Here is a 14,866-nt window from a genome sequence, read left to right as displayed (position 1 = left end):
TTCACCGATCCGTGGGCTGTGCGAGGGGAGGTGTGGGGTCATCAATTTGCACTTGCTCGCCAGGGCGCGCGTGTTGCAGGCCTTCAATGACAATGCGATCTCCGGGTTTTAGCCCTGAGTTAACGATCCATCGGTCATTTTGAACCCCGCCCAATTGCACCGGTTGCTGCTGCACTCGGTCCTCGGCATCGAGCAGCAGCACCTGCGCCACACCGGCACTGTCGCGCAGTATTGAGCGTTGCGGCACGCTGATCCCTTGTTTATTGACCGCTTGCTCAAGCCGCACCCGCACAAAGCTGCCGGGTAGCAAGTCATAGTCAGGGTTGGGAAACTCACTGCGTAAAATGATTTGCCCAGTACTTGGCTCAACACTGATATCGGTAAACAACAATTTGCCAGGCAGCGGATACAGGTTGCCGTTGTCACGAATCAAGGTCGCACGCGCTTCATTTTTGCCCACTTGCTGCAACTCGCCCGCACGGAATGACTCACGCAAGCCATCAAGGTCGCGAGTAGATTGCGTTAAATCGACGTGAATCGGGTTCAACTGCTGGATGCGTGCCAACGGTGTGACCTCGCCTTGGCCCACCAATGCGCCTTCGGTCACCAGCGCACGGCCAATTCGACCAGAAATGGGCGCTGTAACCGTGGCATACCCCAGGTTGAGCTTGGCGCGTTGAACGGCCGCCTGATTCGCAGCGACTTCGGCTACAGCCTGCTGGCTTTGTGCGCGGGCGTTGTCATAGTCCTGGCGGCTGATAGCGTTACTTTCAATCAGCGCGCCGTAGCGCTGGTCTTGCAATTTTGCCTGCAAAGCGAGGGCTTGCGATTTGCGCAGCGCCGCCAACGCGCTGTCCAGATCAGCTTTGAATGGGGCCGGGTCAATCAAGAACAACACATCGCCCTGCTTAACTTCGCTGCCTTCCTCGAAAGCACGCTTCAACACGACCCCTGCGACACGGGCGCTGACTTGCGCAACCCGGGGAGCAACCACGCGGCCACTTAATTCATTGCTGATGGAGAGTGATTGAGTGGCAATGACTTCAGTGCGCACTTTGACCAAAGGCGCCTTGTCTTGGGTGTTCGGGCTTTTATCACAGGCACTGAGGATCAGTGCCAGCGCTGTAAGGCATAGCGGGGCAAAGAGCTTTTTCAATGAACATGCCTTCTAAAATATGCGAGATGTGTCTGTAAATGCCTTGGCATGCTAAGGGCAGCACGCAAGCGGCGTTGTGAAGCTATGTAGGTCGTATGTGAAAAAGTGTGAAGGTTGTGCTCCTGTCCGTGTGAGGTTGTATATCCTTCGTTTTTCTCTTGGCTGTAAGCAGTGACTATGCCCACTATTTTGCTGGTCGAAGACGACGCCGCTCTTTCTGAGCTGATTGCCAGCTATTTGGAGCGAAATGGCTATCAGGTCAGCGTTATTGCGCGGGGTGATCAAGTGCGCGAGCGAGCAAAAAACACGTCCCCGGATCTGGTCATTCTTGACCTCATGTTGCCTGGCCTTGATGGGCTGCAAGTGTGCCGTTTGTTACGGGCCGACTCTGCGAGCCTGCCCATTCTAATGTTGACTGCGCGCGACGATAGCCATGACCAAGTGTTAGGGCTAGAGATGGGTGCTGACGATTATGTGACAAAACCTTGCGAGCCGCGCGTGTTGTTGGCTCGCGTACGTACTTTGCTACGCCGCAGCAGTTTGGCTGAGCCACACGTAGCCAATGACCAAATACAGATCGGTAACTTGTGTATCGACCTTTCGGAACGCACTGTGGCCTGGCGTGGGCAAGCAGTTGAGCTGTCGAGCGGGGAATACAACTTGCTAGTGGTGCTGGCGCGGCACGCTGGCGAAGTCCTGAGTCGCGATCAAATTTTGCAGCGTTTGCGCGGCATTGAGTTCAACGGTACTGATCGTTCAGTCGATGTCGCCATCTCCAAGTTGCGCCGTAAGTTTGATGATTGCGCAGGGGAGGCGCGCAAGATCAAAACAGTGTGGGGCAAGGGCTATCTGTTCAGTCGCTCTGAATGGGAATGTTGAGCTGATGTTCAAGGTTCTGATTCGGCTGTATCTGGTCACGATAGTCACGTTTGGCGCAGCGATTTACTTGGTGCCAGAACTAATTGTGAGGGTGTTCCACGAACGCTTCATGAACTACAACATTGACATGTCACGCGGCATGCAAACGCTGCTGGTCAAGCAGTTTCATCAAATTCCCAGTGAACAATGGCCCGCGCTGGCCGCTGAGCTTGACACAACGTTCGACCCGTTGCGGGTTAACTTGTTGCCCATCACCGACTCCAAATTCAACCTCGCAGAGCAGCGCCAGTTGCAACAAGGTGAGGGCGTTTTACGCATTGGCGAGTGGGGCTGGCGCACTTTGGTCGTATCGCCGCTTGATAACCAGTCGGCGATTGAACTGGTCATGCCGCCTGATCCATTTGACATGAATGTGTTGTATTGGAGCATCAACGTGTTGATCGGAGCAGCTTTGCTCGGCGGGTTGCTGCTTTGGCTGCGCCCGCATTGGCGTGACCTGGAGCGGCTTAAGCACACTGCCGCGCGCATTGGTCAAGGGCAACTGAGCGAGCGAACGCAGATATCGCCGCGTTCAAACATTCATGGTTTGGCCGCTGTGTTTGACACGATGGCCCGCGATGTCGAAAACCTGCTGAATCAACAGCGCGACCTGCTCAATGCCGTATCTCACGAACTTCGCACGCCATTGACGCGCCTGGACTTTGGCTTGGCGCTGGTGCTGTGTGACGACCTGCCGCAGGCCAGCCGTGAACGCTTGCAAGTACTGGTTGGCCACATACGGGAACTTGATGAGCTGGTGCTTGAGTTGTTGTCATTCAGCCGATTGCAAAACCCCCGACTGGCGCCTGAGCGGATTGAAGTTTCGCTCGATGAGTTTATCGATAGCATCCTCGGCAGCTTTGATGAAGAGCTTGAAGCCCCGCACATCGTGCTCGATGTGTTGCTGCAGGGCACACAGGCTCGATTCGCCCTAGACCCGCGTTTGACTGCGCGCGCGGTGCAGAACTTGTTGCGCAACGCGATGCGTTATTGCGATGGGCGTATTCAAGTAGGGGTTAATGTCAGCGCACAGGGCTGTGAGCTGTGGGTGGACGACGATGGAATCGGCGTGCCTGAGCAGGAGCGCGAGCGCGTTTTTGAGCCGTTTTATCGCCTTGATCGTAGTCGTGATCGCGCGACCGGAGGCTTTGGGCTGGGCCTGGCGATCAGTCGGCGCGCCCTGGAAGCCCAAGGCGGCACGTTAAGCGTTGAGCAAGCGCCCTTGGGTGGGGCGCGTTTCAAACTGTGGTTGCCCGCTGAAACCTAGATAGAACGGCGAAGGCGATTCACATGTTTTAAACCTTCAATAATCAGCACCACGACGGCAAGCCAGATCGGGCCGTAGGTCAGCCATTGCCCGTCTTCCAAACTGTCACCCAAGAGGAGCGCCACCGCTACCAGCAAGACGGGCTCAACGTAGCTGAGCAATCCAAACAAACTGAATGGCAGCAAACGGCTGGCCAGAATATAAGCAAACCCCGCCGCGGCGCTGATGATGCCCATTAGAGGAACAAGCATGTACAGCTGCGGGCGCTGTGCCTCTAGGTCAACATGCTCACCGGCAAGCACAAACCACAAGGCCACGGGCACCATCAACAGCATGTCCAGCCATAGGCCGCCCAAGTTGTCGATACCGATACGCTTGCGCAGCACGAAATACATCGGGTAGCCAATGGCGACTACTAGCGTTGTCCATGAGAACCCGCCTGTGCGGTACAGCTCATTGGCCACACCCACCACGGCCAGTGCGGTGGCAATTTTTTGCAGATGTGAGAGGTGTTCGCCGTAAACAATGCGCCCGGTGAGGATCATCGTCAGTGGTAGCAGGAAGTACCCTAACGACACATCTAGACCGTGCCCATTTAAGGGGCCCCACATGAACATCCACAGCTGCACGCCTACCAAAAAGCTGGTGAGTAATACGCAAGGGATCAAGGCCGGATTGGCGCGCATGCGCTGAAATATGAGAGGGACCCATTTCCAGTCGCCGCTGAGGCAGATAAAGAGTGTCATGAAGGGCAGCGAGATGAGTATTCGCCAGCCGAAAATTTCTTGACCGTTGAGGGGCCAGAGAAGGGAAGTGAAGTAGTACAGAACGCCAAACAAACATGAAGCCAAAATCGATAAAACAATACCTTTAGACACAACAACCTCGATGGATCTACTGCGTTACTCGTGTGAGTGGGCACATAGATTGAGGCTGTCGGCGGCCGTTGGCAAATCTCTTTTAAACCAATAGCTTGGCTGAACCTCTTGGGGGAAATACTCAAAACAAAAATACCCAAGCAATTACTGGGCCAAAACCGTTTTAAACAAGCGTTCGTGTTTTTAAAAAAAAGATTAACGGTCGTTAAATTACGTGTCACACCGTTGATTTGTGGCTTGAAAGCACTGCGGGAGCGAGCTGATAGCAATCGCCCCACAGCAAAAAAGGTCAAACACCTTTGCGATGGCGAGTCAGGTGCTTCAGTCCTTCAAAGATCAACACCAACACCGCCAGCCAAATCGGCAGGTAAGTGAGCCATTGCCCAGCGCTGATGCTTTCCCCCAATAGCAACGCCACACACACCAACAGCACAGGCTCTACATAGCTGAGTAAGCCGAACAGGCTGAATGCCAGCATTCGGCTCGCAAGGATGTAACTGATAAGGGCCAAAGCACTTATTGCGCCCAGCAACGGGATGAGTGTGTAGAGCGCTGGACGATGGCTGGCCACATCAAAACCTTGTTCCCCGCTCTGGACAAACCACAGCGCCACAGGCATTAACAACAACATGTCGAGCCACAAGCCACCAAGGTTGTCGGTGCCCACGCGCTTACGCAGCACGAAGTACAGGGGATAGCCGATTGCCACAACCAGAGTCGTCCAGGAAAACCCACCCACTCGATACACTTCGTTGGCGACACCAAAGGTGGCGAGCGCGGCGGCAATTTTTTGCAGATGCGACAAGTGCTCGCCATACACCATGCGTCCGGTGAGGATCATGGTCAGTGGCAACAGGAAGTAACCCAGCGACACATCCAGGCTGTGGCCATTGAGCGGCGCCCACAAAAACAGCCACAACTGAACGCCCACCAGCGCACTGGAGGCCAGCAAGGCCCACCACAACTTAGGCTGTTCACGCAGGCGCATTACGATTTTTGGCACAAGTCGCCAATCACCAGAGAAACACATAAACAGAGTCATGCAGGGCAGGGTGAGAAGCATCCTCCAGCCAAAAATTTCGGCACCGCTTAAGGGCCAGAGCAGGGAGGTGTAGTAGTACATGACGCCGAACAGGCTCGACGCCAAAACGGATAAAACAATACCTTTGGACACAACAGCCTCGTTGAAACACGCTTTATGATTATTCGGAAGCGTGTAGCTTGAGGCCCGGCAGGTTATAGGGCAAATCGCAAATTCAGTTAACGACGCAAAACCCTGTGCACGTGTGCTCGCGAATAAATATTAATAAGGACTGCCACCCTATGTTCGAACTTGATCATGACTTGGCCCAGGACATCGTGGACCGTGCGATGGCCATATTGCCATTCAACGTAAACGTCATGGACAGCCAAGGGCTGATCCTTGGCAGTGGCGAACCTGAGCGCATCAATACACGGCACGAAGGGGCGCAGTTGGTACTGGCCAATGGGCGAGTGGTTGAAATTGACGCACAAACGGCCAAGTGCCTCAAAGGCGTACAACCGGGGATCAATTTACCCTTGCTGCTCGATCAACGGCTGATTGGTGTGCTGGGGCTAACCGGCGAGCCGGAGCAGTTGCGCACTTACGCCGAGTTGGTGCGCATGACTGCCGAGATGCTGGTGAGTCAGCGTTACCAGCAGGGCGAGCAGCAATGGCGGCGCCAGCGCTGTGATGACCTGGTCGCCTTGTTGCTGAGCGAAAACGGAGATTCAGCACGTCTTATTGATGAGTCGCAGCAATTGGGCCTTAAGCCACAGCTGCCTCGTATGCCGTGTCTGTTTGAGTTGGGCCAAGGGCAGAGTGCCGAAGCCTTGAGCCTCTGGCTGCAATCACGCCACCCGGACAGTTGGTGTGTGAGCCCGGCACCTGCATCCTTACTGTGGTGCCGGCCCACGACTGCTGTGGTTGATGACCTGCGCTTATTAGACAAACTCGACGGCTTGGGCTGGAACGTATTGCGCATGGCTGTCGGCGCGCAGGCCGCTGATTTGAAGGGGCTGCGCCGCTGTTATCGCAGGGTCGCAGACTTATTGGCGTACGGGCGCGAGGTACTCCCGAAAACCCGGCTGCTGATGCTCAAGCGTTATCGTTTGCCGGTGATGCTATGGCGCCATCGCCATGATGATGCTCTTGAAGAGCTGCTCACCCCTTTGCATCAGGTCATGACCAAAGACAGTAACGGCCAATTGATTGCTACGCTGCGCAGTTGGTGTGAGCACGATGGTCAAAGTCAGGCATGTGCTGATGCCCTGGGCATTCACCGCAACAGTTTGCGCTATCGCATGGAGCGCATCGCAGAGCTGAGCGGCATTGATCCATTGAGCCTTAACGGCATGTTGGCGCTGTATTTGGGCGTGCAGTTACTGCCCCAGGGCGCTTGAGCTTGTGAAAATGAACAACAAAGCCTGTGATTGCTTGTGCACCAGACTGGCGTGTTTGTGCCACGTTGCTGGCAGCATGGAGGCATAAGAACTGGAGATGCGCCCATGAAAATCGTGATTGCCCCCGACTCGTTTAAAGACAGCCTGAGTGCCGAAAAAGTCGCTGATGCCATTGCCGCCGGTTTGGCCGATGTATTGCCCCATGCCCAGTTGGTCAAATGCCCGATGGCCGATGGTGGCGAAGGCACAGTTGAGGCCATCGTGGCGGCAGGTAATGGCCAGTTGCGGCGCAATCTCGTGCAAGGCCCTTTTGGCACAGAGGTCGAGGCGCGTTGGGGCTGGCTGCCAGACAGTCGCACAGCAATCATAGAAATGGCCGAAGCCAGCGGTTTGCAATTGGTCGCGCTCAACCAGCGCAATGCCTGCACCAGCAGCACCTTTGGTACGGGCCAACTGATCAAGGCCGCACTGGATGCAGGTGCTCACCGCATCATTTTGGCCATTGGCGGCAGCGCTACCAACGATGCGGGGGCGGGGGCACTTCAGGCACTGGGGTTGGGTTTGTTTGACGCACAGGATCAACCTTTGCCGCATGGCGGGTTGGCACTGGCGCACGTTGCACGTATCAACCTGGACAGCTTTGATCCACGTTTGGCTGAAGTGCGTTTTGAGATCGCAGCTGACGTCAACAACCCCTTGTGCGGGGATCAAGGGGCGTCAGCCATTTTTGGGCCGCAAAAAGGTGCTTCGCCAGAGCAGGTCAAGCAACTGGATAGCGCATTAGGGCGCTTTGCGGACTACTGTGCTGAGGTTTTGCCCAAGGATGTGCGTGACGAGCCGGGCTCGGGTGCGGCGGGAGGTCTGGGTTTTGCGGCCAAGGCGTTTTTCGGCGCTCAGTTTCGAGCCGGAGTTGAAGTGGTCGCAGAACTGGTGAACCTGGAGAGTGCGGTAAAAGGGGCTGATTGGGTGATTACAGGAGAAGGCCGCTTTGATGCCCAGACCCTGCGTGGCAAAACCCCGTTTGGCGTGGCGCGCATTGCTCAACAACATGACGTGCCAGTGGTGGTACTTGCCGGCACCTTGGGCGAGGGTTACCAAACAATGTATGAGCACGGGGTCAACGCTGCATTCGCAGTGACCAGCGGCCCGATGAGCCTGGAGTACGCCTGCACCCATGCTGCGCAGTTATTAACTGATCGCGCCCGGGACATCGCTCGCTTGCTAAGCGTGGCAGCCCAGAATCGTTAGAGGCTAGCGGCTACAGCTTCAAAGCCCAATCGTGTAAGCTTCGCGGTTCTTCGCATTCGACCCTTAGCGAGCCCTATGCCGTCGCTCTTCAAACGCTCCTTGCTGCCTAAGCTGCGCAGTTTTCCACTCACTGCTGATGCTTTTCGCATTTTGCCTAGTGCCGCAGAATTTCGTCGCTGCCTGTTGGATCAGATTGCAGCAGCACGCCATCGAATTACGCTGGTGGCCTTGTATCTGCAACAGGACGAAGCCGGGCAAGAAATTCTTGATGCCCTGCACGCGGCCAAAGCGGCTCGCCCCGAGCTTGAAATTGTCGTCGTCGTGGATTGGCTGCGCGCTCAGCGCGGGTTGATCGGTGCAGGCAAACAGCCCGGTAATGCTGCTTGGTATCGGGCACAAACTGAAGCGCACACGACCCACGTACCGATCTACGGCGTGCCGGTACAAACGCGTGAGTTGTTCGGGGTATTGCACCTTAAAGGCTTCATCATTGACGACTGCGTGATTTACAGCGGCGCGAGTCTGAACAACGTCTACTTGCACAAATTCGACAAATACCGCTTCGATCGTTATCACGTGCTGCATAACAAAGCGCTAGCTGATTCGATGCAGCGCTTTGTTGCTGACGACTTGATTGCAACCCAAGCGGTACATCGCCTCGATTTACCCACGTTGCCCAGCACCCGCAGCTTGCGTAGCGCTATCGGCGACTTGCGCAGCCGCCTGAAAAAGGCCAGCTACGACACCAGCGCCGGCACTGTCGGTCACTTTGGCTTGTCTGTTAGCCCGTTATTGGGCGTGGGCAAAAACAACCCGTTGAGCCGTGTCATTTGCGAATTGATTGCCAGTAGTCAGCAGCAATTGACCATTTGTACGCCGTACTTCAACTTGCCGTTACCGGTGACCCGCGAAATCAACCGGGCTCTGGAGCGTGGAGTAAGGATTGATATTGTGGTCGGTGACAAGACGGCCAATGACTTTTACATCCCGCCAAGCGAACCGTTCAGGGTCATCGCCGCGTTACCGTATTTGTATGAACTGAGTTTGCGCCGGTTTGCAAAAACACATCAGCGGATGATTGATAACGGCCTGCTGAACCTGCACCTGTGGCGTGAGGGCGATAACAGCTATCACCTTAAAGGTATGTGGGTCGATGATCGCTATACCTTGCTGACGGGCAACAACCTCAACCCGCGCGCCTTCCGCCTCGACTTGGAAAACGGTTTATTGATCGACGATCCACGTCGCGAGTTACTGGAGCCTCGCCGCCAGGAACTGGACGCTATCTTTGCCCATACCCAGCGCATTGACAGCTACAAGGGGCTGGAAACACTCACTGACTACCCGCCAGCAGTGGCCAAGTTCTTGCGCCGGGTGAGCCGGGTTCGGATCGAACGATTGCTCTATCGGATTCTTTAAAAACATCCCACTCGCTTATTACCGTTGCCCTGTACTTGGGCAACTGCTCCCGTTTCTGGAGCAGATATGCAGCGCGCTCAAGCCAAGTGATCAAGCAGTGGGGGGCCGATTCTGAATGCGCACCAATTTAAACTGCCGAAGGGTTGTCTATGGAGTCTTTCGCAAGCTCTACGGCTGCTGTAATGGCTGATCGGGCCTGAGGGCTGTTCTTCCAGCACGTTGAGCCTAATGCTGCTGATGCTTGAGCCAGGATGTCGCCAACATCCGATTTTCTGAGTTCTTCAAGCGATGTGATGCCCATCTGTTCAAGCCGAGTAATGACGGTTGGGCCTACCCCCTTGAGTGTGAGCAAAGAGGTTCTTTCTTCGAACGAGAATGGCATTGGCAAAGTCCTTTTTGGTTTAACAAGTCGATTGAAGTGTGCCCGACGCCATAGGGTGCCTCAATAGACTTGGGGTGTTTTTAGCTCCACCTTGTCACCGCTGCCTATCTGTAACCACAGCAACACCCTAGCCTTGCGGGGGCACAAACCCCCACTCATGTGCAGCCCTTTACGGGCCAAATCAATTTCGCCTCCGACAAAACCATAGGTGTTGTGCGCCGTTACTCCGGCCCCCGTGCGTGAGCCGACGATCACCGGGATTTTTGCGGCAATCGGTTCCAGCACCTTCGCCCACTGCTCACTGACGTGACCTGCACCAAATCCTGCGATTACCAAACCTTCATAACCCAACGACAAAAGCTGCTCCAAAAGCAGCGTATCGGCGCAGAGGGTGGCTTCCAGTAAAGCCACTTTTTGTGTGGTGCGGGCGGGCCAAGGCAATATCGAGCGTGAGTCGGCAGGGCGCAGATACTGGACGCTGTTTTCGATTACAAATCCTGTTGGGCCGGCAATGGGCGAGCTGAAAGCCTGTAAGGCCATTGTGTGGGTTTTGCGAACGTGGAGCGCTTCATGAATCTCTGCGTTCATGACCACCAATACACCGCGTTTGCGGCTCGACTCACTCAATGCAACGCGGCTAGCATCCAGCAAATTCGCTGGCCCGTCCGCGCCTATGTGTCCCGCGCAGCGCATGGCACCAGTCAAAATCAACGGCTCGTCGTGATCCCACAAGTATTCAAACAGCGCTGCGGTTTCTTCCAGTGTGTCGGTGCCTTGGGTGATGACCACGCCTTGTGCGCCTTGCTCAACTTGGCGTTTAGCCCAACTCAACACATGCAGCAAAAAGTCGAAGTCCAAAGAGGCACTGGGTAACAGGCTCAGGCTTTCAATTCGTATGTCGGTCAGAGTCTTGAGTTCCGGCACGCAGGTTAGCAAGGCTTCGCCTCCGAGTACTGGGAGGATGCCTTCCCCCGCTTCGCCGTGTTGCATGCTCAGGGTTCCGCCCAACGTGGCGATGGCTATTGTGGGTCGTGACATGATTGATCCCGCCGCTCAGTAGTGGGCGAGCTTCAATGGACGAAGCTCGCCGCAATGGATAAAAGGGCTAGTCAGCGACTAGAGCCCCAACTATGGGCACGATCAGCAAAGTACTGATCGCCATCGACAGCACATTGCCAATGTAAGGATGCAGATACTTTGGCAACCGTTGAGCAATGGCACACGCCAATGGCGGGGCGATCAGAGCCCCGAGCAAAGCGCTGGCGACCATGACGCTCACACTGCTGCCATAAGTGAGTACAGCGGCGGGCACCACGGAAACCAAGGGCACATAAGTGGGATACCAACCCCGTTTTTGCCATTGTTTTCGCCACACAAGGACACCTGTAAGCGAGGTCAATGCCTGCGCCCCGACGATGTGCAACAACAAGCCTGAGCCATAAGCGGGACTTAACGGATTCAAGGCATAGGCCAGCAGAACGCCGCTTAGCAAACCCACACTGGCCCATTCATTGCCATAGAATGGCGCTTCTGAAAAGTCAGCCAAGACTCGGCGCAATGTCCAAATCACACCATAGTCCGGCGTTTTGGCAGGCGCTGGAGCCCGATGGGTTGATGTTTGCTCAGGTTTGGAACTCACCAAAACGGGCAGCACCCTACACAACACAAATGCAACCACGCTCCCCACCGCCATGCCCAAAACATTGCCGACGACTACGGGTAATCCAAGGGGCAGGCACACATAGTTAACGATCAGCAGGCATGAAGGCGTTACCAGCACTGCACCGAGGATGGCTCCGTTAAGGGTGACTTTCCAACCGCCACCAAATAACAGCACCATCGCCGCTGGTAATGACACGAACGCCGCGAAGGTGGGCTGCCAGGTGTCGGCAGTCAGAGTCCAGCCCCAGAGTGCATTACTCAGCAGCAAGCCCAGCAATGAACTGGTGACCAACCAAGGCCACAGTCCTGTGCCGTAGCTGATGCTGAACCCTTGCCATGCTTTGGCATAGCGGCTAGCCCAGTACCCCAGAGCACCACCGAGCAATAGCCCCAACGAGGCGAACTCATGCTTATAAAACGCCACTTCACTGATATCGCCCACCACCCAGCGCAACCAAGCCAAGGGGGAAGGCAGGTTCGACATCATGTCAGCGTAGCTGGGCCAGTAACCAGAGCCCGCGACCGAGTAGTTGAGTGAGAGCCCGACCCCCAAGGCCGCAGCGCTGATCGCTAGGCCAATGATTAGAGCAAGATGGAGCCAGCGGACAGCGACAGGAGAGGTATCCATAGCAATCCCCTTATCAACGTGGCAGGTAAGGGTGCAGGCGATAACCGAGCATCGACTCGTACACATCCGTGCGGCGGTCACGGCACAGGTCGTTCAAGTTGTTCCAGATCGGGGCGCTACGAGCCGTCGACAGGTCAATGTCGGCATAGAGAATGGTTTGCTCATCAGCCGGAGCGACCGCGCCAATCGGCCAGCCATTGGTGCCAGCGATCAGAGAACAGCCCAGATAGCGCTCGCCGTGCTCTTCGCCGATGCGGTTGGCGGCGGCGATATACACGTTGTTAACGTGGGCCGCAGTCATCGTCAGGTACGAGGCCATGCACTTGCCGGCTTCGTCGAACAGGGGCGGGGGCGTCCATACCCAGTTGTTCAAGCTGCAAATAATATCGGCGCCTTGCAGGCTCAGCAGCCGAGGCACTTCAGGGAACCAGATGTCCCAGCAGATCAGCAGGCCAATGCGGCCGATAGGTGTTTCAAAGACAGGAAAGCCCAAATTGCCGGGTGTAAACCAAAGTTTTTCGCGGTTCCACAAATGGGCTTTTCGGTACTTGCCGATAAACCCGCTTGGCCCAAGCAACACGGCGGTATCAAACAGCTGCATGCCGTCTTGCTCCGCCAACCCTGCCACCAGATACACCTGATGTTGCTCAGCAAACTCGATCCATGCTTGAACGCTGGGCCCGTCAGGAACGGCTTCGGCATGCTCATAAGCGTCTTGCCTATTGGCAAACAAGTAGCCGGTGTTTGCCAACTCCGGTAACACAATCAAATTTGCCCCGTTCAAAGCCGCTTGCAGGGCCAGATCCAGGCTGTTTTCAAGATTGATTTGGCAGTGTTGCGTCCCGACTTGCGGATCGAACTGCACCACTGCAACGCGCACGGCACTGACAGCTGTGTTCATGGCTGACACCTCTTCTTATTGTTGTTTTCCACCTGTTGGCGGGTATTCAGTAAGAAGATTTGTCAGTGCCGGGGTCTATCGGGCAAATCCGTTTGGCGAGTAGTCCCTTGCCTTACAGATCGCATTAAATGCCGCTGCGGACTACAAGGCACAGATGGGTAATTACATTGATAGCTTCGCGTAGGAAGGGTTTCGATCCAACACAGCACGGCACAATGGCATTGAAAGCCATAAGGCACTCAAAGTACGGCGGCTATGGTGCAAACCCCAAGTCGAGGGCAAGTAGTGTTGCTCTTAAAGTCGCGCAGGGTTATTGGCAAAAGACTGGGACAGATGAAGGCTTGGCGAATTCTTGGTTTTGTGTTCGCTCGGCAGGACGTCAAGGGGGAGGGGGGAGCAATCTAGAATTGCGGAGCGGCCTGAATTTTTTCGGTGCAAAAAAAAAAGGGCCTGCATGAAGAATCTCATGCAAGCCCTTGATTTGTTTGGTGCCCGAAGCCGGAATCGAACCGGCACGTCCTTTCGAACGGGGGATTTTAAGTCCCATGCGTCTACCAATTTCGCCATTCGGGCGGTAGCGCTATAAAGCGAGTCAGGAAGGAAGGTGCTTTAACCTGCAAAGTACTCAAGAGCCTGCGTGACAGGTGGACGAATATATAGAGCCCGCGCCAATGAGGCAAGTTCGATAACGTCCATTTAAGTACATTTTTTTTGTCTGGAGGTGGTTAAAACACTCGAAAAATCATATGCCTATGAAATAGCGCCCTGTTTGCGCGGAAAAAGTGCTGGCTTGGTGTACGAAAAATATACGGTCGTGGTGTCTTATTTCTGAGGCGTTACTGACAGTCGATCGTTTTCAATTGCTCTACCTGAGCTAGGCTGCTTGCACGACTAAAAGAAGTAGGTGCGATGAATACGAGTGTTATTTATGCCTTGGCGGCGGCGGCACTGTTTGGCGCCAGTACGCCTTTGGCCAAAGTGCTGGGTGCTCAGATCCCTCCTGTTATGTTGGCCGGGTTGCTGTATTTAGGCAGCGGGGTGGGGCTGCTGCTTGTGCGCTGTGTGAGGGATAAGGGTTGGAAAAGGTCAGGTTTAGCTGCAGGCGAGTGGCCTTGGCTACTGGGTGCTATTGTTTTCGGCGGCGTGCTTGCCCCTGTCGCGCTGATGATGGGGTTAACTCGCACTAGCGGGGCGACCGCGTCGCTGATGCTTAATTTGGAGCCTGTCTTGACCGCCGTATTGGCTTGGTTTGTGTTTAAAGAAAATGCAGACCGCAGGATTGTGCTAGGCATGGTCGCAATTATTGTGGGCGGTATTGTTCTGTCATGGCCCGCAGGTCAGGTGGTAACTACCGCTCAATCCATGCTCGGGCCGCTGGCCGTCGCGTTTGCCTGTTTGTGCTGGGCGGTAGATAACAACCTGACCCGCAAGGTATCTGCGTCTGATGCGCTCTATATTGCCGCAGCCAAAGGTTTATTTGCCGGGTTGGTTAACTGCATCATTGCGCTGATGCTGGGTGCCAGGTTTCCTGTTTTTTCTGTATTGAGCCCCACGCTGGCTATTGGTTTCTTAGGCTACGGTGTGAGTTTGGTGCTATTTGTGCTGGCACTGCGAGGGCTGGGGGCTGCACGCACTGGTGCGTATTTCTCGACAGCGCCTTTTTTGGGGGCTGCCATTTCCATTGCGGTGCTGGATGAATCGGTGTCGGCAGTGTTTTGGGTCGCTGCACTGTTCATGAGTGTGGGCGTTTGGTTGCATCTTACTGAGCGACATAGCCATGAGCATCTGCATCAACCTTTGGAACATACACATCGTCATAGCCACGATGAACATCACCTGCATGACCACGACGAAGCGCTGACCACAGACACAACGCATAGCCACGCACATCAGCACAGCGCGATTCGACATAGCCACCCGCATTTTCCCGACATCCATCATCGCCATCGGCACTAAGTTTTACGCTGCATGGCGTTTAAAACC

At 55.2% G+C, this 14,866-nt stretch carries 13 protein-coding genes and 1 tRNA gene; 6 read left to right on the top strand and 8 right to left on the bottom strand.

Going from position 1 to position 14,866, the window contains the following annotated elements; genetic code table 11:
* Nucleotide 1 precedes the first annotated feature (1 nt).
* Complete coding sequence (locus ACZRJQ_RS16760) at nt 2-1,156, bottom strand: efflux RND transporter periplasmic adaptor subunit (protein ID WP_463979440.1); 1,155 nt, start codon at nt 1,154-1,156, stop codon at nt 2-4.
* Nucleotides 1,157-1,333: 177 nt separating this feature from the next.
* On the opposite strand from ACZRJQ_RS16760, the gene ACZRJQ_RS16755 reads away from it, so the two are divergent.
* Nucleotides 1,334-2,035 (top strand): response regulator, encoded by a 702-nt coding sequence (locus ACZRJQ_RS16755; RefSeq protein ID WP_463979439.1) that lies wholly within the window; start codon nt 1,334-1,336, stop codon nt 2,033-2,035.
* 4 nt (nt 2,036-2,039) lie between these two features.
* Nucleotides 2,040-3,341, top strand: a complete 1,302-nt coding sequence (locus ACZRJQ_RS16750) for an ATP-binding protein (protein ID WP_463979438.1) — start codon at nt 2,040-2,042, stop codon at nt 3,339-3,341.
* On the opposite strand, the gene rarD (ACZRJQ_RS16745) is transcribed toward ACZRJQ_RS16750, so the two are convergent.
* Together rarD (ACZRJQ_RS16745) and rarD (ACZRJQ_RS16740) are read right to left on the bottom strand one after the other, a co-directional pair.
* Nucleotides 3,338-4,219 (bottom strand): EamA family transporter RarD, encoded by an 882-nt coding sequence (rarD, locus tag ACZRJQ_RS16745; RefSeq protein ID WP_463979437.1) that lies wholly within the window; start codon nt 4,217-4,219, stop codon nt 3,338-3,340. The two genes, ACZRJQ_RS16750 and rarD (ACZRJQ_RS16745), sit on opposite strands and share 4 nt — an antisense overlap.
* Nucleotides 4,220-4,508: 289 nt before the next feature.
* Nucleotides 4,509-5,393, bottom strand: coding sequence for an EamA family transporter RarD (gene rarD / locus ACZRJQ_RS16740; protein WP_463979436.1), 885 nt, complete (start codon nt 5,391-5,393; stop codon nt 4,509-4,511).
* Nucleotides 5,394-5,542: 149 nt separating this feature from the next.
* On the opposite strand from rarD (ACZRJQ_RS16740), the gene ACZRJQ_RS16735 reads away from it, so the two are divergent.
* The 3 genes from ACZRJQ_RS16735 (at nt 5,543) to pssA (ending at nt 9,310) form a co-directional block, all read left to right on the top strand.
* Nucleotides 5,543-6,643, top strand: a complete 1,101-nt coding sequence (locus tag ACZRJQ_RS16735; protein WP_463979435.1) for a sugar diacid recognition domain-containing protein — start codon at nt 5,543-5,545, stop codon at nt 6,641-6,643.
* A gap of 105 nt (nt 6,644-6,748) precedes the next feature.
* A complete protein-coding gene (locus ACZRJQ_RS16730; protein WP_463979434.1) occupies nt 6,749-7,891 on the top strand; it encodes a glycerate kinase in 1,143 nt (380 codons plus the stop codon).
* A 75-nt stretch (nt 7,892-7,966) separates the two neighbouring features.
* Nucleotides 7,967-9,310, top strand: coding sequence for a CDP-diacylglycerol--serine O-phosphatidyltransferase (pssA, locus tag ACZRJQ_RS16725; protein ID WP_463979433.1), 1,344 nt, complete (start codon nt 7,967-7,969; stop codon nt 9,308-9,310).
* Nucleotides 9,311-9,437: 127 nt separating this feature from the next.
* On the opposite strand, the gene ACZRJQ_RS16720 is transcribed toward pssA, so the two are convergent.
* The 5 genes from ACZRJQ_RS16720 to ACZRJQ_RS16700 all read right to left on the bottom strand — a co-directional run bounded on the left by ACZRJQ_RS16720 (nt 9,438) and on the right by ACZRJQ_RS16700 (nt 13,456).
* A complete protein-coding gene (locus tag ACZRJQ_RS16720; protein ID WP_463979432.1) occupies nt 9,438-9,692 on the bottom strand; it encodes a helix-hairpin-helix domain-containing protein in 255 nt (84 codons plus the stop codon).
* 60 nt (nt 9,693-9,752) lie between these two features.
* A complete protein-coding gene (locus ACZRJQ_RS16715) occupies nt 9,753-10,730 on the bottom strand; it encodes an asparaginase (RefSeq protein WP_463979431.1) in 978 nt (325 codons plus the stop codon).
* 67 nt (nt 10,731-10,797) lie between these two features.
* Entirely contained in the window at nt 10,798-11,982 is a 1,185-nt protein-coding gene (locus ACZRJQ_RS16710) for a hypothetical protein (protein ID WP_463979430.1), read from the bottom strand.
* Between the two features lie 13 nt (nt 11,983-11,995).
* A complete protein-coding gene (locus ACZRJQ_RS16705; protein ID WP_463979429.1) occupies nt 11,996-12,883 on the bottom strand; it encodes a nitrilase family protein in 888 nt (295 codons plus the stop codon).
* A gap of 486 nt (nt 12,884-13,369) precedes the next feature.
* Nucleotides 13,370-13,456 (bottom strand) — tRNA-Leu (locus ACZRJQ_RS16700).
* A 336-nt stretch (nt 13,457-13,792) separates the two neighbouring features.
* On the opposite strand from ACZRJQ_RS16700, the gene ACZRJQ_RS16695 reads away from it, so the two are divergent.
* Nucleotides 13,793-14,839 carry a DMT family transporter gene (locus tag ACZRJQ_RS16695; protein ID WP_463979428.1) on the top strand — a complete coding sequence of 349 codons (1,047 nt, stop codon included), beginning with the start codon at nt 13,793-13,795 and terminating at the stop codon, nt 14,837-14,839.
* The last annotated feature ends 27 nt before the right edge of the window (nt 14,840-14,866 follow it).

Source organism: Pseudomonas sp. E315, from assembly GCF_055406205.1.
This window is presented reverse-complemented; position numbering and strand designations above follow the sequence as displayed.

Excerpts from the sequence above, each read along its gene's own strand:
- ACZRJQ_RS16755 (WP_463979439.1), top strand. The coding sequence starts at position 1,334 with ATGCCCACTATTTTGCTGGTCGAAGACGACGCCGCTCTTTCTGAGCTG.
- ACZRJQ_RS16750 (WP_463979438.1), top strand. The coding sequence starts at position 2,040 with ATGTTCAAGGTTCTGATTCGGCTGTATCTGGTCACGATAGTCACGTTT.
- ACZRJQ_RS16735 (WP_463979435.1), top strand. The coding sequence starts at position 5,543 with ATGTTCGAACTTGATCATGACTTGGCCCAGGACATCGTGGACCGTGCG.
- ACZRJQ_RS16730 (WP_463979434.1), top strand. The coding sequence starts at position 6,749 with ATGAAAATCGTGATTGCCCCCGACTCGTTTAAAGACAGCCTGAGTGCC.
- pssA (WP_463979433.1), top strand. The coding sequence starts at position 7,967 with ATGCCGTCGCTCTTCAAACGCTCCTTGCTGCCTAAGCTGCGCAGTTTT.
- ACZRJQ_RS16720 (WP_463979432.1), bottom strand. The coding sequence starts at position 9,692 with ATGCCATTCTCGTTCGAAGAAAGAACCTCTTTGCTCACACTCAAGGGG.
- ACZRJQ_RS16715 (WP_463979431.1), bottom strand. The coding sequence starts at position 10,730 with ATGTCACGACCCACAATAGCCATCGCCACGTTGGGCGGAACCCTGAGC.
- ACZRJQ_RS16710 (WP_463979430.1), bottom strand. The coding sequence starts at position 11,982 with ATGGATACCTCTCCTGTCGCTGTCCGCTGGCTCCATCTTGCTCTAATC.
- ACZRJQ_RS16705 (WP_463979429.1), bottom strand. The coding sequence starts at position 12,883 with ATGAACACAGCTGTCAGTGCCGTGCGCGTTGCAGTGGTGCAGTTCGAT.
- ACZRJQ_RS16695 (WP_463979428.1), top strand. The coding sequence starts at position 13,793 with ATGAATACGAGTGTTATTTATGCCTTGGCGGCGGCGGCACTGTTTGGC.